Source organism: Nocardia sp. NPDC005978, assembly GCF_040614455.1.
GTDB lineage: Bacteria > Actinomycetota > Actinomycetes > Mycobacteriales > Mycobacteriaceae > Nocardia.
The window spans coordinates 1-14448 of record NZ_JBEXUS010000099.1; the positions used below are offsets into that span (position 1 = coordinate 1).

General features: G+C 69.2%; 21 protein-coding genes. 11 read left to right on the top strand and 10 right to left on the bottom strand.

Translation table 11 applies throughout. The annotated features are described in order from the left end of the window. The 5 genes from ABZ319_RS31615 to ABZ319_RS31635 all read left to right on the top strand — a co-directional run. A partial coding sequence (locus ABZ319_RS31615; RefSeq protein ID WP_354990188.1) for an SDR family NAD(P)-dependent oxidoreductase occupies nucleotides 1–879 on the top strand: 879 nt, incomplete at its 5' end. 251 nt (nucleotides 880–1130) lie between these two features. Then, complete coding sequence (locus ABZ319_RS31620) at nucleotides 1131–1622, top strand: RNA polymerase sigma factor (RefSeq protein ID WP_354990189.1); 492 nt, start codon at nucleotides 1131–1133, stop codon at nucleotides 1620–1622. A gap of 5 nt (nucleotides 1623–1627) precedes the next feature. Further along, nucleotides 1628–2236 (top strand): methylated-DNA--[protein]-cysteine S-methyltransferase, encoded by a 609-nt coding sequence (locus ABZ319_RS31625; protein WP_354990222.1) that lies wholly within the window; start codon nucleotides 1628–1630, stop codon nucleotides 2234–2236. After that, nucleotides 2233–2958 (top strand): 2OG-Fe(II) oxygenase, encoded by a 726-nt coding sequence (locus tag ABZ319_RS31630; RefSeq protein WP_354990190.1) that lies wholly within the window; start codon nucleotides 2233–2235, stop codon nucleotides 2956–2958. The genes ABZ319_RS31625 and ABZ319_RS31630 overlap by 4 nt, the downstream gene beginning before the upstream one ends. Continuing rightward, complete coding sequence (locus ABZ319_RS31635; protein WP_354990191.1) at nucleotides 2948–3217, top strand: Ada metal-binding domain-containing protein; 270 nt, start codon at nucleotides 2948–2950, stop codon at nucleotides 3215–3217. Before ABZ319_RS31630 ends, ABZ319_RS31635 begins: the two co-directional genes overlap by 11 nt. 8 nt (nucleotides 3218–3225) lie before the next feature. Here ABZ319_RS31635 and ABZ319_RS31640 read toward each other — a convergent pair whose 3' ends face one another. From ABZ319_RS31640 to ABZ319_RS31660, 5 genes are all read right to left on the bottom strand, one after another. Beyond that, a complete protein-coding gene (locus ABZ319_RS31640) occupies nucleotides 3226–3444 on the bottom strand; it encodes a hypothetical protein (protein ID WP_354990192.1) in 219 nt (72 codons plus the stop codon). Nucleotides 3445–3666: 222 nt separating this feature from the next. Next, nucleotides 3667–4371, bottom strand: coding sequence for a DJ-1/PfpI family protein (locus ABZ319_RS31645; protein WP_354990193.1), 705 nt, complete (start codon nucleotides 4369–4371; stop codon nucleotides 3667–3669). A 62-nt stretch (nucleotides 4372–4433) separates the two neighbouring features. Beyond that, nucleotides 4434–4943: a hypothetical protein gene (locus tag ABZ319_RS31650; RefSeq protein WP_354990194.1), complete on the bottom strand. Its 510-nt coding sequence runs from the start codon at nucleotides 4941–4943 to the stop codon at nucleotides 4434–4436. A 77-nt stretch (nucleotides 4944–5020) separates the two neighbouring features. Continuing rightward, the gene (locus ABZ319_RS31655; RefSeq protein ID WP_354990195.1) at nucleotides 5021–5557 is read right to left on the bottom strand and encodes a hypothetical protein; all 537 of its coding nucleotides are present in this window, start codon (nucleotides 5555–5557) and stop codon (nucleotides 5021–5023) included. Continuing rightward, on the bottom strand, nucleotides 5551–5745 hold the full coding sequence (locus ABZ319_RS31660; RefSeq protein WP_354990196.1) for a hypothetical protein: 195 nt from the start codon (nucleotides 5743–5745) through the stop codon (nucleotides 5551–5553). The genes ABZ319_RS31655 and ABZ319_RS31660 overlap by 7 nt, the downstream gene beginning before the upstream one ends. A 256-nt stretch (nucleotides 5746–6001) precedes the next feature. Here ABZ319_RS31660 and ABZ319_RS31665 point away from each other — a divergent pair, with 256 nt between their 5' ends. The 4 genes from ABZ319_RS31665 (at nucleotide 6002) to ABZ319_RS31680 (ending at nucleotide 8450) form a co-directional block, all read left to right on the top strand. After that, a complete protein-coding gene (locus ABZ319_RS31665; protein ID WP_354990197.1) occupies nucleotides 6002–6295 on the top strand; it encodes a hypothetical protein in 294 nt (97 codons plus the stop codon). Between the two features lie 81 nt (nucleotides 6296–6376). Continuing rightward, nucleotides 6377–7114, top strand: coding sequence for a leucyl/phenylalanyl-tRNA--protein transferase (gene aat / locus ABZ319_RS31670; RefSeq protein WP_354990198.1), 738 nt, complete (start codon nucleotides 6377–6379; stop codon nucleotides 7112–7114). Between the two features lie 103 nt (nucleotides 7115–7217). After that, on the top strand, nucleotides 7218–7712 hold the full coding sequence (locus ABZ319_RS31675) for a DUF4189 domain-containing protein (protein WP_354990199.1): 495 nt from the start codon (nucleotides 7218–7220) through the stop codon (nucleotides 7710–7712). A gap of 111 nt (nucleotides 7713–7823) precedes the next feature. Further along, a complete protein-coding gene (locus ABZ319_RS31680; protein ID WP_354990200.1) occupies nucleotides 7824–8450 on the top strand; it encodes a glyoxalase in 627 nt (208 codons plus the stop codon). Between the two features lie 15 nt (nucleotides 8451–8465). Here the strand turns inward: ABZ319_RS31680 and ABZ319_RS31685 are convergent, their stop codons facing one another. After that, complete coding sequence (locus ABZ319_RS31685) at nucleotides 8466–9110, bottom strand: response regulator transcription factor (RefSeq protein ID WP_354990201.1); 645 nt, start codon at nucleotides 9108–9110, stop codon at nucleotides 8466–8468. Further along, the gene (locus ABZ319_RS31690) at nucleotides 9107–10264 is read right to left on the bottom strand and encodes a histidine kinase (protein ID WP_354990202.1); all 1158 of its coding nucleotides are present in this window, start codon (nucleotides 10262–10264) and stop codon (nucleotides 9107–9109) included. The genes ABZ319_RS31685 and ABZ319_RS31690 overlap by 4 nt, the downstream gene beginning before the upstream one ends. Before the next feature lie 133 nt (nucleotides 10265–10397). Here ABZ319_RS31690 and ABZ319_RS31695 point away from each other — a divergent pair, with 133 nt between their 5' ends. Beyond that, nucleotides 10398–11360, top strand: coding sequence for an SDR family NAD(P)-dependent oxidoreductase (locus ABZ319_RS31695; protein WP_354990203.1), 963 nt, complete (start codon nucleotides 10398–10400; stop codon nucleotides 11358–11360). 28 nt (nucleotides 11361–11388) lie between these two features. On the opposite strand, the gene ABZ319_RS31700 is transcribed toward ABZ319_RS31695, so the two are convergent. The 3 genes from ABZ319_RS31700 to ABZ319_RS31710 all read right to left on the bottom strand — a co-directional run bounded on the left by ABZ319_RS31700 (nucleotide 11389) and on the right by ABZ319_RS31710 (nucleotide 13833). After that, nucleotides 11389–12096, bottom strand: coding sequence for a DUF2071 domain-containing protein (locus tag ABZ319_RS31700; RefSeq protein WP_354990204.1), 708 nt, complete (start codon nucleotides 12094–12096; stop codon nucleotides 11389–11391). A 29-nt stretch (nucleotides 12097–12125) separates the two neighbouring features. Continuing rightward, the gene (locus ABZ319_RS31705; RefSeq protein ID WP_354990205.1) at nucleotides 12126–13292 is read right to left on the bottom strand and encodes a hypothetical protein; all 1167 of its coding nucleotides are present in this window, start codon (nucleotides 13290–13292) and stop codon (nucleotides 12126–12128) included. A gap of 172 nt (nucleotides 13293–13464) precedes the next feature. Beyond that, the gene (locus ABZ319_RS31710; RefSeq protein ID WP_354990206.1) at nucleotides 13465–13833 is read right to left on the bottom strand and encodes a VOC family protein; all 369 of its coding nucleotides are present in this window, start codon (nucleotides 13831–13833) and stop codon (nucleotides 13465–13467) included. A 62-nt stretch (nucleotides 13834–13895) separates the two neighbouring features. On the opposite strand from ABZ319_RS31710, the gene ABZ319_RS31715 reads away from it, so the two are divergent. Then, the gene (locus ABZ319_RS31715; RefSeq protein ID WP_354990207.1) at nucleotides 13896–14348 is read left to right on the top strand and encodes a MarR family transcriptional regulator; all 453 of its coding nucleotides are present in this window, start codon (nucleotides 13896–13898) and stop codon (nucleotides 14346–14348) included. Nucleotides 14349–14448 lie beyond the last annotated feature (100 nt).

Consider the following 14448-nt stretch of genomic DNA (forward strand, 5'->3'; position numbering starts at 1 on the left):
GACCTCCCGGGGTGCGGGGGATCGGGCGCAGGAACAGCTCGCGGCTACTCCGGCCTGGGCAGAGCGGCGACGGTCGCGCTCGCCCGGGCCGGAGCGGAGGTGATCGTCCCCGCCCGGCGTCCCGATATCGCCCGGGCCGCGCTCGCCGGCGTCGCCCGCACCCGGATCCACGCGCTCGACCTGGCCGACCTCGAGAGCATTCGAATCTTCAGTGATCAACTGCTCGAGACGGGTACGACCCTCGATGTCATCATCAACAACGCCGGCGTCATGGCCTACCCGCACCGCACCGTTCCCTCCGGCTGGGAAGCGCACCTGGCCATCAACCATCTCGGCCACTTCGCGCTGATCAACCGTCTGCGCCCGGCGCTCGCGCCGACCGGAGCCCGCGTGGTGTCGGTGGCGTCGTCGGGCCATTTCCTCAGCGATATCCGCTGGGACGACCCGCATTTCGCGCACGGCTACGATCACTGGCTCGCCTACGGCCAATCCAAGACCGCCAACTCGCTGTTCGCGGTCCACCTCGACACCCTCGGCGTGCGGGCCTTCGCCGTACACCCGGGCAGCATCCTCACCCCGTTGCAGCGCAACATCGCGCGCGGCGAACACATCGCACAGGGCTGGATCACCGCCGACGGCCGACCCGCCGCGGGCTTCAAAACACCGGCCCAGGGCGCGGCGACAGCGGTGTGGGCGGCCACCTCCCCGCGCCTGGACGGCCACGGCGGCGTCTACTGCCAGGACTGCGACATAGCGGATCCGGCGACCACCGACGACATGCTCATCGGCGGTGTCAAACCCTGGGCGGTCGATCCCGAATCCGCCGCCCGCCTCTGGGCACTCTCGAGCGAACTGACCGGGCTCGACAGCTTCGGCTGACCGGTGACCCGACACGCGATATGCGACCCGGGGCGACATCGGCTCGGCACATGTTTCGATCATCGACGGGGCCGGCCGGAGTTCCCGGCCGGGTGATCTCACGTTCTTCCCGCGTCCACCGTCTGCAGGGTGAGAACGAGAAAGGGGAAGCCGATGAACACCCGGTACACCGTGGTCGACACCGCGACGCCCGGCCCGGCCGCCATCGTGGCGAACGGCCCGTCCGTGCGCGGGGGAAGGCTGTGCCGCGCGTGAAGCAACCGTTCGAGGCGATAGTCGCCGAGCACGGATCGACCGTGCTGCGGGTGTGCCGCGCGGTGGTCGGCGTTCACGACGCCGAGGACGCCTGGTCGGAAACCTTCCTGGCGGCGATGCGCGCCTATCCGGACCTGCCCGAGACGGCGAACGTGGAGGCGTGGCTGGTGACCATCGCGCACCGCAAGGCGATCGACGTCATCCGTGCCGCGACACGTGATCCACTCCCGGTGCGGGACATGCCCGACGAGCCGGCCGGTGACGGCGTCGTGGGATCCGACGACGCCGGGGTGTGGGCGGCGGTGGCCGGACTGCCCGACAAACAGCGCCGCAGCATCGCCTACCACTACGTCGCCGGCCTGCCGTACGCCGAGATCGCGCAAATACTCGGCGGCACCACAGATGCCGCGCGCCGGGCCGCGGCCGACGGCCTGAAATCCCTGCGCAGGACCTACCCGGGCGCGACTCTGAAAGGAGACCCACGATGAACGAGATGACCCGCGACGACGACGCGATCGCCGCCCTGTCGGCGCCCGTGGACGAGCCCACCATGGCTCGGCTGCACCACCTGCTCGAGCGCAAAGCCGAAGCGGCCCAACTGATCGACGTCGCCTACACCACGATGGATTCCCCGGTGGGCCGGCTGCTGCTGGCCGCCACGCCCACGGGGCTGGTCCGGGTCGCCTATGCCCGCGAAGACCACGATCGCGTTCTCGAGACCCTCGCGCACAAACTCAGCCCGCGAATCCTGCGGGCGCCGCGACGCCTCGACGACACGATGCGCGAACTCGACGAGTATTTCGACCGCCGCCGCGAAACCTTCGATCTGCCACTGGATCTGTCACTGTCGCAGGGCTTCCGGCAGCTCGTGCAGCAGCACCTGCCCGAGATCGGCTACGGACAGACACGCAGCTACGCCCAGGTCGCCCAGCTGGTCGGCAACCCGAAGGCGGTCCGCGCCGTCGGCACGGCGTGCGCCACCAACCCGCTGCCGGTGATCGTGCCGTGCCACCGGGTCCTGCGCGCGGACGGCAGCCTCGGCGGATACGTCGGCGGCGCGGAGGCCAAGAATCTGCTGCTGAGCCTCGAGGCCGCCGCATGAGCACCGCGACACCGGGGCTGCGATCGGCCAGGGTCGATCGAATCGATTGGCCCGCGGTGACTTCCGAGCTCGACGCCTTCGGCGGCGCACCGCTGCCGGGCCTGCTCACCGCCGCGGAAGCCGCGGCGGTGGCCGAACTCTACGATCGGCCCGCGCTGTTCCGCAGCACCGTGGACATGAACCGGCACCGTTTCGGCTCCGGCGAATACCGCTACTTCGCCGCGCCGTATCCCGAGCCGATCGAGGAACTCAAACAGGCGCTGTACCCGCGCCTGCTGCCCATCGCTCGCGACTGGTGGGCCAGGCTCGGGCGGCCCGCCCCCTGGCCGGACACCCTCGACGAATGGCTGGACATGTGCCATCGGGCCGGGCAACGCCGGTCGACGGCCATCCTGTTGCGCTACGGCTCCGGGGATTGGAACGCGCTGCATCGAGACCTGTACGGGGAGTTGGTATTTCCCCTCCAGGTCGTGATCGCTCTCGATCGGCCCGGTATCGACCACACGGGCGGTGAGTTCCTGCTCGTCGAGCAGCGTGCCCGCGCCCAGTCTCGCGGTGCGGCCACGCTGATTCCCCAGGGTGACGGGCTCGTGTTCACCACCCGCGACCGGCCGGTGCGCACGGCCCGCGGCTGGTCGGCGGCCCCGGTCCGCCACGGCGTATCCACCGTCCGTTCCGGGCGCCGCCGCACCCTGGCGCTGGTATTCCACGATGCCGCTTGATTTTTCGGGCCCCGGCTATCTGTTGCTGGATGCCCGCGGCCGGCCCTACCGCTCCGGGACCCCGGGCCGGTGGGGTGGGCACCGCGGCAGCCGGATCTACGGCCGCCTCGACTGCCCTTCGGCGTTACGTGCGATCGCCGCGGGCGGCTATGCCGGTCGCCGGGTGTTCTTCGCCGACGAATCCACGGCCGTCGCGGCCGGCTACCGCCCCTGCGCGGTGTGCTGCCCCGACCGCTACGCGGCGTGGAAGCAGCGCTGAGCGGATCGTCAGCGCGCGGAACCACTTTCGATGAATTCGCGGACGAAGCACAGCGGGCACATGGGATCGAACGGCCTGGTGATCGGGGCCGAGACGGTGGCGGGCGATTCGGCCGCGGCAGCGTTCGCCGCTGCCGCGTTCGGTGCTGCCGCGGCGATCGCGGGCTGCAGGGCGATCGCGAGTGCGAGCGAACCGCCGGCAAGGACATTCAGCACGGGACGGTACATAAGTTCCTCCATGTTGATGCGATGAGCTGCGACCGTAACAAGCTGCCGGGCCCGCGGTCATGCCCCCAATTCCATTCGCGGATCACGCATTCGATGCCTGACCTGCGGAATTTTGCCTCCGGGCGTGGATTGCCGGGCTACCCGCACAAGGGTCCATGGCGGTCGCCTCGACACCGAGAGGCCGGGTCGATGCCCCGTCCGCAAGGCGACCCGCGGCCGGTTCTAGTCGCGTGCGCGTGCCATCAGACGTTCCGCGGCGACCTCGGCCGCGCGGGTGCGGCGGGTGGTGAGCGGAGCGAAAAGTGCGTCGGCGGACTCGCGCACCGCGCCGGGAGCGCGTTGCGGGGAGCCCGCGTCGAAGGGCGGATGCGGGTTGTACTCGGTCACGAGTTGGACCAGCTCGGCCTGCTCGGTTCCCCATTGGCGGGCAATCAGGCTGAGCGCCAGGTCGATTCCGGCCGTGACCCCGCCGCCGGTGGCCCGGTTGCGGTCGATCACGACGCGGTCGGTGGACGTGGTCGCGCCGAACAGCGGGAGGGCGTGCAGCATGCTCCAGTGCGTGGTCGCGGTGTACCCGCGCAGCAGATTCGCCGCGCCGAGCACGAGCGCGCCCGTGCACACGGACATGATCCAATCCGCCTGTGGCGCACGGCGGGACAGGAACGACAGCAGGTCCGCGTCGGCGAGCAGCTCGGTGGTGCCGCCACCCCCGCCGACGAACAGCACGTTCAGTTCCGGGGCCGCGCCGAGTACGCAGTCGGGGATGACCCGAATCCCGCAGTCGGTGGTCACCGGGCCGGGCTTGACACCGATGTTCATCAGCCGAACCCCGGGCACCCGGGCGAAGAGATCGGCCGGGCCGACGCTGTCCAACAGCGTCATGCCGTCGAAATAGACCATACCGATGGTGTACCTGGCTACGGACATGACGCCCATCATGCATCGGGCAATGCCGAACGGGCGTGAGCCACACGCCCGTTCCGGCCGACCTAGACGACCCTGATTCGTATTCGCACGTCGGTGGTCGTCGCGGAGCCCGCGACGAGCACGCTGCTTCCGATCACCGCGCGGCCGACGGCCAATTCGTGCAGCACCAGCGATTGCCCATTCGTGCAGGTCGTCTGGGGTACCAGGTCGAGCAGGTTCTTGGCGGCGAGAACCTCGCAGGTGACCGGCCGAGCGACCGCCGCGCCGCGAAAGAGCTCGGGGTACCGGGCGAATTCGGTTGCCGGGCCCTCGAACATCCCGTCGTAGGTGCAGGTGGGCAGGTTCATCCTGTTCCGGCAGGTCTCCGTCATCTCGGCCAGCCGCCAATTCTCCGGAATATGGATGTCGAACAGCTCGGCCATCTTGTTCCTGGCCTCGTCATCGGACAGCTCCGTGTGCGTGTCCGGCAGGACAACCGCGGATTCCACGCTGTCGCTGAGCGCCGACAGCGAGAAGAACAGCACCGCGGTGACGAGGGTCGCCGCAGCCACCAGGCCCACCAGCATCAACACCGCGGCCCGGCTGCGATTCGGGGCAGCGGGACGCGAACCATGCTGACGCGCAGCGGGTCTCGCGCTCCGTCCGGTCGTCAACGCAAACCCCCGGCGGCGCGCAACCGTGCCATGTGCTCGGCGTCGGGGTGGAACTCGGCCCGATAGCGCGGCGGATAGAGACCCTCGACCGGCGTCAGGGGCACCGCGCTCGCGAGGGTTTCCCAGGGAACCGGAAAGCCGTCCGAGGCATCACGGTCGACGAGCATGACGTTGCGGGCGTGGGGTAGTAGCGAGGGGACGGTATCGGTCCAGGTGGTCAGGGTTGTCGCCGAACCGTTCGGTGCTCGGACGTGCATCACCTGGGGGGTGAAATCGAGTGCGCCCGCCTCGACGTCGGCGCTGAGGTTGTTGTGCTGCTGCGCGTACACGCGGCTGGTGAGAGTGCTTTCGGCGAAGTCGATGTCGCGCGCGGCGAGGTGGTCCGGCGGCACCCGGTACGGGATCAGGCGGCCGGAGTCGTCGACGGTGTACGGGACCGGTGACACCTCGCGGACCGCCCGGTCGAAGAGTTCGCGGGCGGTGTCGACCAGTTGCACCACGTGCCGCTCGGAGTACTCGGCCCCGATCAGCACACCGGTGTTGGCGGCGACGAAAACGATGGGCCGCGCACCGGCTTTCGCGCCGATCCCGGCAACCGGATCGAGAAGTTCGCGGCGTCGTACTCCGCCACACTGACCGCGGGGTTGTCCCGCACCATCTCGAACGCCTGCCTGCCGAGCCGTTTACGCCTGGAGCCGAACACCCCACCCAGAAAACCCATGCGACAGAACGTACTCGGCTCGTCCGACGGCTTTCGCGCTGTGAGCGGCCCGGGTCGCAGGAATCCGCCGGATGAAGCGGCGGTGCGCGCGATCGGGCGCCTCTGCCTGCGGAGTTCGATTCGAGTCCGATTGCAAGGCAATGGAACTGGGGGCAGGGGCGGACGATCCATACCGGCTATTTGTGAAATGAACGCATTTATAGTTCTCGCGTGGTCGGCGGTGTGTCCGGCCTTCACCCCGGAAAGGTCCTCTCACATGCGCTATGTCGTAGCCGCGGCCGGAGTGGCCGGTGTGTTGTTCGCGGGGATGGGGTCGGCCGCGGCCGCGCCCCTGACGCTGATCGAGAACGCGGACGGTGCGGCGGCCGTCCAACCGTCGGCTGTCGCTGACGAGGGATCCAGCGGTTCGGCCACGGCTCTCGGCGCCGGACTGCTCAACGGGTCCGTGGAGAGCGGGTCGGCGCAGAACGGGGCCAACCTGTTCTGGAAGTCGCTGTGCACGATCAGCTCGGGGCAGCCGACCGCCCCGGGCACGATTCCGATCTGCTGACGCGGCGCGTGGCCGCCGGAACGGCCATTCCACGGTCCGCAGAGCCGGACGCTGTCCGGCCAGGTCGGTAAGGTCTGACCGGTGACCGACGCTTCCGACCTGATGCGGCTGTACCTGGCCGAACCGGACCAGCCATTCCCGTCCCTGGAGCTGGCGGATCCGTCCGGGCTGGTCGCTTTCGGCGGGGATCTGTCGGCGCAGCGACTGCTCGCCGCCTATTCCGCGGGCATCTTCCCCTGGTACAACCCCGGCGAGATGATCCACTGGTACAGCCCGGACCCGCGCAGCATTCTGCTGCCGACGGCCCTGCGGGTGACCAAGTCCCATCGGCGAGCCGTCGCCATCGCCGACTACGCGGTGACCATGGATCGCGCCTTCGCCGAGGTGATGGCCCACTGCGCCGGGCCGCGGGCCAAGGAGGAGGGAACCTGGATCGGCGACGACATGCGGGCGGCCTACCTGCGACTGCATCGGCTCGGCCATGCGCACTCGGTCGAGGTCTGGCGGGACGGCGAACTGGTGGGCGGTCTGTACGGTGTCGCGCTCGGCCGGTCCTTCGCGGGTGAATCCATGTTCTCGCGCGCCCGGGACACCTCCAAGATCGCGCTGTATTGGCTCTGCACCCAACTCGCCGACTGGGATTTCGCCCTGATCGATTGCCAGATGACCACCGATCATCTGGCCTCGCTCGGCGCCGTCGACGTCCCGCGTGCGGAATATCTGCGCCTGCACGGCGCAGCCGCGGCCCGCCCCGGCATCGTCGGCCCCTGGCAGTTCGAGATCCCGGTGCCCAACTCTCCGGGTCATTCACCGGACTGACCAGCCTGCGCCGAAGGCCGAATTCCGCCGTGCGAGCTGGACACTCGGCCCGATTCCGGCAATGATCTCCCGGTCCGTGCACTACAACTCGGGGGTCGAGTTCATGTCGTTGTTGGGAAAATCCGCTCTGGCCATGGTGGTTCCGGCCGCCGGCGTCCTGCTCGCCTCGGGTACGGGGACGGCGAACGCGGCCGGTGATCTGTACGGGGCGATCGCCGTCTACCAGCAGAAGACACCGGGCATGCCGTGGGAGCACCACACCGGAGTCGGTGTGGCGGTTGACTTTCCATCGCAGGCCGCCGCGGACGAGGCCGCCGTCAAAGCCTGCACCGTGGATCGCTGCACCGTTTTCGCGCGCGTGCACAACGACTGTGCCTCGGTCGTGCAACTCGTGAGCTGGACGGCGTGGTCGAACGGGCTCGAACCGGTGTATCTGACCGGGCGCGGGGCGACCGCCGCCGCGGCGGAGGCTGCCGCGCTCGACATGGGGAATCGAACCCTGTCCCCGCCCACCAGTTTCCTGTTCGATGTCGGTCTGGCCCGGCTCGTCACACCGCCGTCCGTGCTGGACACCATCTGCACCTCGAACGCCGGCTGACTCGACGTCGCCCACACGCGGCCCGGTGTCGGCCTACGTACCGGGTCTCAGTGGTGGGTTCGGTGGTCGGCACGGATGTTGCCGTCCGGCCCCGTCCATATCGTTATGGGCATGGAAAACAACACGCTCACCAGCACCGATATCAACGTTCAGCTCGAGGTCGCCGATGTCGCGGCCGCCGCGGCGTGCTACGAAGCCGCCTTCGGGCTGGGGGACCGGATCGGTTTCCGCGAGTCGCAGTCGCCCTCGACCGGTTTCCGCGGATTCCTGCTCTCCCTCGTGGTCTCGCAGCCCTCGACCGTCGACAGCTTGATCGCGACCGCCGTCGAGGCCGGGTTCACCGTGGTCAAGCCGGCGAAGAAGAGCCTGTGGGGCTACGGCGCGGTCCTGCAGGCTCCCGAGGGCACGATCTGGAAGGTCGACACCTCGAAGAAGAAGGACGTGGGCCCCTTCACCCGCGAGGTCGACACCGTGGTTCTGCTGCTCGGCGTAGATGATGTGAAGGCCAGCAAGCAGTTCTACGCCGACCGCGGCCTGACCGTGGCCAAGAGCTTCGGCGGCAAGTACGCCGAGTTCGAAGGCAAGGGCTCCCCGGTCACCCTGGCGATGTACCCCCGCAAGTCCGCGGCCAAGGATGCCGGAATGTCCCCCGAGGGCAGCGGTTCGCACCGGATCGTGATGGACAGCGGCCTGGGTTCGTTCGCCGACCCCGACGGGTTCGTGTGGGAGACACGCTGAACCGCGGGTCTCGTGTCAGCGACCGACCCCGAGCAGCGCGAGTTGGATGCGGTTGGTCGCACCGGTTTTCGTCATCAGATTGGTGATGTGGGTTTTGACCGTGGTCACGCCCACGTGGAGTCGCTCGGCTATCTCCGCATTGCCCATCCCGGTGGACACCAGCAGCAGGACCTCCGTTTCGCGCGGTGTCAGGCCGGGCGGCAGGGACGCCGGCGGGGCCGGGGCTGCGGTGCGGGCGGTCAGGGCGGAATCGACTACGCGGGTGAGGATCTCCGGGGTGAAGGGGCGTTCGCCGGACGCGGCCCGGTGGATGCCGTCCAGGAGGTCCCGCGGGGAAGCGTCTTTCACCAGGAAGCCGCAGGCTCCCGCGGCGAGGGCGGGGTAGAGGTGTTCGTCATCGTCGAAGGTGGTCAGCACCAGCACCCGTGTACTCGGCCGGATCGCGAGAATCGCCGCGGTGGCGCGGATTCCGTCCATGCCGGGCATGCGCAGGTCCATGAGCACCACGTCCGGGGTGAGCTGCTCGGTCAGGCGGACCGCCTCGCGGCCGGTCGCGGCCTCGCCCACCACCTCGAGATCGGCGTCGGTGTGGCAGAGCATGCGCAGGCCCGCGCGGACCAGGTGCTGGTCATCGACGATCAGGACGCGAATGCTCGTCACGGGACGGGGACTCCGATCGGGAGGGTGGCGGTGAGTTGCCAGCCGGGGCCGTGGGATCGGGCCGCGAACTCCCCGCCCAGCAGTTCGACGCGTTCGCGCAGGCCCACCAGGCCCAGGCCGTTGCCGCTCGCGGGCTGCCCTGCGCCGGAGCCGTTGTCGCACAGTAGGAATGCGGCGTGATCCGAATTCACTGTGATGCGCAGTCGTGCGGTGGTGCCGGGGCCCGCGTGTTCGGCGACATTGGCGATGCCCTCCTGCGTCAGGCGCAGCAGGGTCAGGGCAGACATGGCGTCGATCTCGCCGATGGATTCCTCGACCTCGCAGTCCACGGTGACCCCCAGCTGCCCGGCGCGCTCGGCGACCGCGAGCACCGCGGCGGGTAGATCGGCGGGTGCGATGAACGCGTCCTCGGTCATCGCGGGGTCGCGCAGGATCGACACCAGGCGACGCAGGTCACGCAGGGTTTCCCTGCCGCTGGCGTGGATCTCGTCCAGGACCTCGAGCAGTGGCGGCGGCGCGTCGGGCAGTGCGTGCCTGGCCACCCCGACCCGCAACACGGTGGAGGAGACGTGGTGGGCGATGAGGTCGTGCAGCTCGCGAGCGATGGCGGTGCGTTCCAGTGCGCGGGCGGCGGCCACCTCGATATCGCGGCGTTCGGCCAGTTCCAGGGTTTGGCGTCGTGCGCGTTCCGCGCTCCCGCGGATGGTGCGCAGCAACCCGCCCAGGAGCAGCGGTGCGCCCGCCATGACCACCGCGCGGTAGCCGTTGGCGGCGAACTCGCCGGTGGGGTGCAGCAGGTAGGCCAGGCCCAGAGCCCCTGCGGCCACATAGATTTCGCGACCCTCGCGGCGCGCGGCCAGCTCGGTCAGTGCGAAGCCGGCCGCCACCTTGGCCACGATCGGCCCACTGTCACCGAATTCGAAGCCGAGCAGGAGCAGTCCGCTGGTCAGCAGCGCGGCGATGAACGGCCATCGCACACCGGCCGCGGCGACCACGACCGCCGACAGTGCTATCGCCCAATCGATTCCGCCGGCCGTGCCGGTGAGCAGGAACAGGCACCCGGTCGCGGGCACGAGCAGCACGAGCAGTCGCAGTGGGATACCGCGTACCTCGAACCATGATGCGAAAAGTCGAGTGCCGCCGCCTGAATCCATCACGGTCACCATAGTGGCCGAAGGTGAACACCGTCCGGCTCCTCCCACGGGAGGACCCGGCTCCTCCCGGCGGCCGCGAGTCGGGCCGCACGGCCGATACGCGCACCGGGTGGCGGGCGACAGGCTTGCGGACATGACCGACGAGAACACCGCAGCCGAAACGACCACCGCCGCACCGGTAACCAGCCGCAGACGACTCTTGGGCAGGGCGGCGGTGGCTTCCGGCGTGCTGGCGGGCGCCGCCGCGGGCCTCGCCGGAGGTGTGGCGCTCGGCGCCGACTCGAACGCGCCGCGATACGGTCCCGCCGCCCGGCAGCGGTTCACCGGGAAAACAGTACTGATCACCGGCGGTACCTCGGGAATCGGCGCCGCGGCTGCCAGGCTGTTCGCCGCCGAGGGCGCCCGGGTCGCCTTCTGCGGCAGGCGAGTCGAGCGCGGGCAGTCCGTGGAGCGCGAGATCCGCGCCGCCGGGGGTGAAGCCACCTTCGTTCGCGCGGACGTACTGGTGGAGAGCGATATTCGCGACTTCGTCGATACGACCGCGCGGATCTACGGCGGACTGCATGTCGCGTTCAACAACGCGGGCATCACCATTCAGAAGAAGCTGCACGAGTACGACGCCGACGAGTTCGACCGGGTGGTGAACACCAACCTGCGCGGTGCCTTTCTGTCGATCAAATACCAGGTGCCGCATCTGATTCGGGCGGGCGGCGGTGCGATCGTGGTGACTTCCTCGAGCAATGCGATCGCCACCGATACCGGCAAGGGCGCCTACACCGCGAGCAAACGCGGTCTCGCGGGACTGGTTCAGGCCGCCGCGCTGGACTACGCCGCCGACGGCATCCGGGTCAACACCCTGATCCCGGGAACCACGGACACCGAGCTGGTGCGCCGGGCGGCCGGGATGGAATCGCTGCCCGACGCGGCCTGGCAGGTTTTCATGAAGCAGTGGGCGAGTTCGAATGTGCCCGGGCTGGGCCGCATCGCCACGCCCGAGGAGATCGCGGCCTTCGCTCTGACCCTGGCCTCGGACGAGCATCCGTATCTGACCGGAGCGCAGCTGGTCATCGACGGTGGCAAGACCGCGCACGCGTGAGGACGGTTCACTCGCGGTCGATCGGGTGCTACACGCGGAAGGGCCGTCCGAATCGCACCGGCACGCCGGGGGAGTAGAGCACGCTGACCGGGCTGCCGGCCGGTGCGGGCAGGCCGGCGGCCGCGACGAGATCGTCGTCGCAGTCCAGCAGTTCGGCGTGATGCAGGGGCCAGCTCGGGTGCTCGTTGGGCATGTACAGGGTGTTGCCGAACCGGGTGACGTGCAGGCCCCAGCGGGCGGTCAGGAACTGCTCGAGCGGCGTCGGCTGCTCGATCGGCGCACCGACCCGCACCCGCACCCGGGCGCCGGCCTCGCCACGCCGCCGGCGGCAGCGGTAATCGATTGTGCCGGTCGTCCTTTCGATTCCCATCGACGACCAGAGATACGGCATGGACAGCGCCGACCGGCCGACCAGCGCCGGGATCAACCGGGCGGCATCCAGGGAGAGGAACACCACGCCACGGCGTCCGCGTTCGTCGACCGAGTACAGCCGGACGTTCGTCTCGCAGAACGAACCCAGGTAGGGCAGTCGCAGGGTGCGATCCATCCGGAACGGGACCAGCCCCACGTAGGTGCGGCCCTCGAACAGGTCGGGGCGGGTTCCGGCCGGCAGCAGGGCGGCCGCCAGGTCCGGATCCACCGGCCAGTGCAGGAACGTCACTTCCCGCCACCATTGCGTCATCACCGCGTGCCGGACGGGACGCGGCGTCGACTCGGTCACCGGCTCGACGGACATGCCGACAGGCTACCGACGCGGGAGTGCTGTCAGCGCGTGACGACGATCTCGGGCTCGGCGGGTTGCCGGTCGAGCGGGGTGTCGGTGCGGTCGCGCAGGAACTTGTCGAACATGGCCGCCACGTACGTGCGCACGAGGGTGGTGGCACGCTCCGCGGCGATGGGACCGATGTATCTCGCTGCCACGGGGCGGGCGATCGCGGGCACCAGCGCGGGGAAATCGGTGTAGTCGTAGTGCGCCGAATCCCGCAAGGTCAGTTGGCGTTTCCAGCCGGTGGCGTTCGTCCAGAACGCGGCCAGCGACGGGTTGGCGTCCCCGACCTCCTCGATCTGCCCGCTGGTCATCACCAGCACTGGCCGGTCGACCCCCTCCGCGGCCGCGCGCCCGAATTCCTCGTCGACGCCGATCTGCCCGTCGAGATCGACCGCGGCGTCGATCCTGCGGTCGTCGTGCAACGATTCGACCGCGGTGTACCCGCCGGACGAATGCCCGACCATGCCCACACGCTCGAGGTCCAGGGCATGACCGAGCCCGGCCGGCAGCGCCCTGTGGCCGGCGTCGGGATTGTCCCCACCGGCGATCCGGGCCAGCGAGTCCAGGACGAATCGGATGTCGAGCAGTCGCGCCGCGATGAACTTCTTACGGATGTCCCTGTCGAATCCGCCGGGCAGCGGTGCGGGCCGTTCGACCCTGCCCCCGGGAAACTCGACGGTCGATTCGTACGTGGGGTCGACGGTGACCACGACGTAGCCACGGCTGGCAAGGTCCTCCGCCAGCCCGGTCCCGTAGATCCGGGTGTCACCGGCTCCGGGCGAGTACAGGATCACCGGGTACGGCCCTCCGGCAAGTGCGGGCGCACCGGTGTAGGAGTTGGTCAGGAGTCCCGGGATCTCCAGCCCGAAACGCTCTTCCATATCGGGAATGAGTGCGGTGGAAAGGTAATGGGCGCGCGGGTGCCCCTCGACGGCTTCGGCGGGATAGAACACCGACACCATCAACTCGCGCTGCCGGTCGGGATGGAACGGGTCTTCCCGAGCTGAATCGACCAGGTGCACAACGGTTTCACCCACTCGATGCGGCCCGTCGGGCCGGGGCAGGACGGTCACGCCGATGGGGTCGGAACCCGCGACGGCTGCGCTCCCGGCCACCAGCGCCACTGCTGACAGGCACACCGCTATTGACCGAATCAACAACATCCCCCCAGACGATCCAGGCATAACGCCTGCCGGGAGGGAACGCTATCAGTGGAAGTCATTGCCGCACAGTCGAGCGGCGTGCTGGTGACGGTCCGGCCTGCGGGCGTTCACCGAGGCCGGGTTTTCCGGCACCTCGGGATAGGGCCGGAACATCGCGGGCATGGCCGGGTGCTCAGGTGCGGTCGTGGAGGGTGATTCGGTAGCCGTCGGGGTCGGCGAAGGTGAAGGTCCGGCCGAAAGGGCCGTCCATCGGGGGCGAGACGATGAGATGGCCATCCGCGGCGAGGGCGTCGTGGATCGCTTGGACGTCGGTGGCGTGTAGCCAGATCGCCGCGCCCAATCCGGGGTGGGCGGCGGATTCCAGGTCGGTGCCGGGAATCAGGTCGCGGAGGGCGAACGCGATCGGCTTCGTCTCGAACACCACGGCGTGCGGCGGGCCGGCCGGGGAACGGACGAGGCCCAGGTACCGCTCGTAGAACGCCTGGGAAGCGGCGAGGTCGCGCGTCTGGAGCGAGATGAAGTCGGGGCCGGTGACGGGCATGGTGATCTCCTTCCGGGTATGTCAGTTTACTGACATGCCTCAATGTATGTCAGAATACTGACATGAGTCAAGACGGCATCGACCTGGAAACTTCGCTCGGCTACCTGCTGAAAGAGGCTTCGAGCGCACTCCGTGCGGCCATGGAGGAGGTCCTGCGCCCCCTCGGCATGAGCGTCACCCACTACTCCTGCCTCGAGCTGCTGGCCCAGCGCCCCGGCCTGTCGAACTCCGACCTGGCCCGCGGCGCGTTCGTCACCCGCCAAACCATGAACGTCCTGCTCCAGTCCCTGGAACGCGACGGCTATGTAACCCGCCCCGCCGAGGCCCCGGTGGGCAAGGCCCTCCCCACCCGCCTAACCCCCCGAGGCCGCCGAAGTCTCGAAAAAGCCTCCGCCGCAGTCCGTTCCGTGGAACTCACGATGCTCTCCGGCATGACCGCCCCCGAACGGACCGCTGCGTTCCATTCCCTGCGCAGCATGATCACCGCGCTCCGTGACGAGAACACCGGGCCCTAGCCGACCTCCGCGATGCTTCTGCGCCAGAGCGGGCCCACCCCCGCGACACTTCATGTCGAGCATTCACCAGCGCACGAGCCACGCTCGGCCGCCGCGCCTT

What these genes read in the sequence shown, in the direction of transcription:
- ABZ319_RS31625 (WP_354990222.1), top strand. Translation starts at nt 1,628, where the DNA reads ATGACCCGCGACGACGACGCGATCGCCGCCCTGTCGGCGCCCGTGGAC.
- ABZ319_RS31630 (WP_354990190.1), top strand. Translation starts at nt 2,233, where the DNA reads ATGAGCACCGCGACACCGGGGCTGCGATCGGCCAGGGTCGATCGAATC.
- ABZ319_RS31635 (WP_354990191.1), top strand. Translation starts at nt 2,948, where the DNA reads ATGCCGCTTGATTTTTCGGGCCCCGGCTATCTGTTGCTGGATGCCCGC.
- ABZ319_RS31640 (WP_354990192.1), bottom strand. Translation starts at nt 3,444, where the DNA reads ATGTACCGTCCCGTGCTGAATGTCCTTGCCGGCGGTTCGCTCGCACTC.
- ABZ319_RS31645 (WP_354990193.1), bottom strand. Translation starts at nt 4,371, where the DNA reads ATGTCCGTAGCCAGGTACACCATCGGTATGGTCTATTTCGACGGCATG.
- ABZ319_RS31660 (WP_354990196.1), bottom strand. Translation starts at nt 5,745, where the DNA reads ATGGGTTTTCTGGGTGGGGTGTTCGGCTCCAGGCGTAAACGGCTCGGC.
- ABZ319_RS31665 (WP_354990197.1), top strand. Translation starts at nt 6,002, where the DNA reads ATGCGCTATGTCGTAGCCGCGGCCGGAGTGGCCGGTGTGTTGTTCGCG.
- ABZ319_RS31675 (WP_354990199.1), top strand. Translation starts at nt 7,218, where the DNA reads ATGTCGTTGTTGGGAAAATCCGCTCTGGCCATGGTGGTTCCGGCCGCC.
- ABZ319_RS31680 (WP_354990200.1), top strand. Translation starts at nt 7,824, where the DNA reads ATGGAAAACAACACGCTCACCAGCACCGATATCAACGTTCAGCTCGAG.
- ABZ319_RS31690 (WP_354990202.1), bottom strand. Translation starts at nt 10,264, where the DNA reads ATGGATTCAGGCGGCGGCACTCGACTTTTCGCATCATGGTTCGAGGTA.
- ABZ319_RS31695 (WP_354990203.1), top strand. Translation starts at nt 10,398, where the DNA reads ATGACCGACGAGAACACCGCAGCCGAAACGACCACCGCCGCACCGGTA.
- ABZ319_RS31700 (WP_354990204.1), bottom strand. Translation starts at nt 12,096, where the DNA reads ATGTCCGTCGAGCCGGTGACCGAGTCGACGCCGCGTCCCGTCCGGCAC.
- ABZ319_RS31705 (WP_354990205.1), bottom strand. Translation starts at nt 13,292, where the DNA reads ATGTTGTTGATTCGGTCAATAGCGGTGTGCCTGTCAGCAGTGGCGCTG.
- ABZ319_RS31710 (WP_354990206.1), bottom strand. Translation starts at nt 13,833, where the DNA reads ATGCCCGTCACCGGCCCCGACTTCATCTCGCTCCAGACGCGCGACCTC.
- ABZ319_RS31715 (WP_354990207.1), top strand. Translation starts at nt 13,896, where the DNA reads ATGAGTCAAGACGGCATCGACCTGGAAACTTCGCTCGGCTACCTGCTG.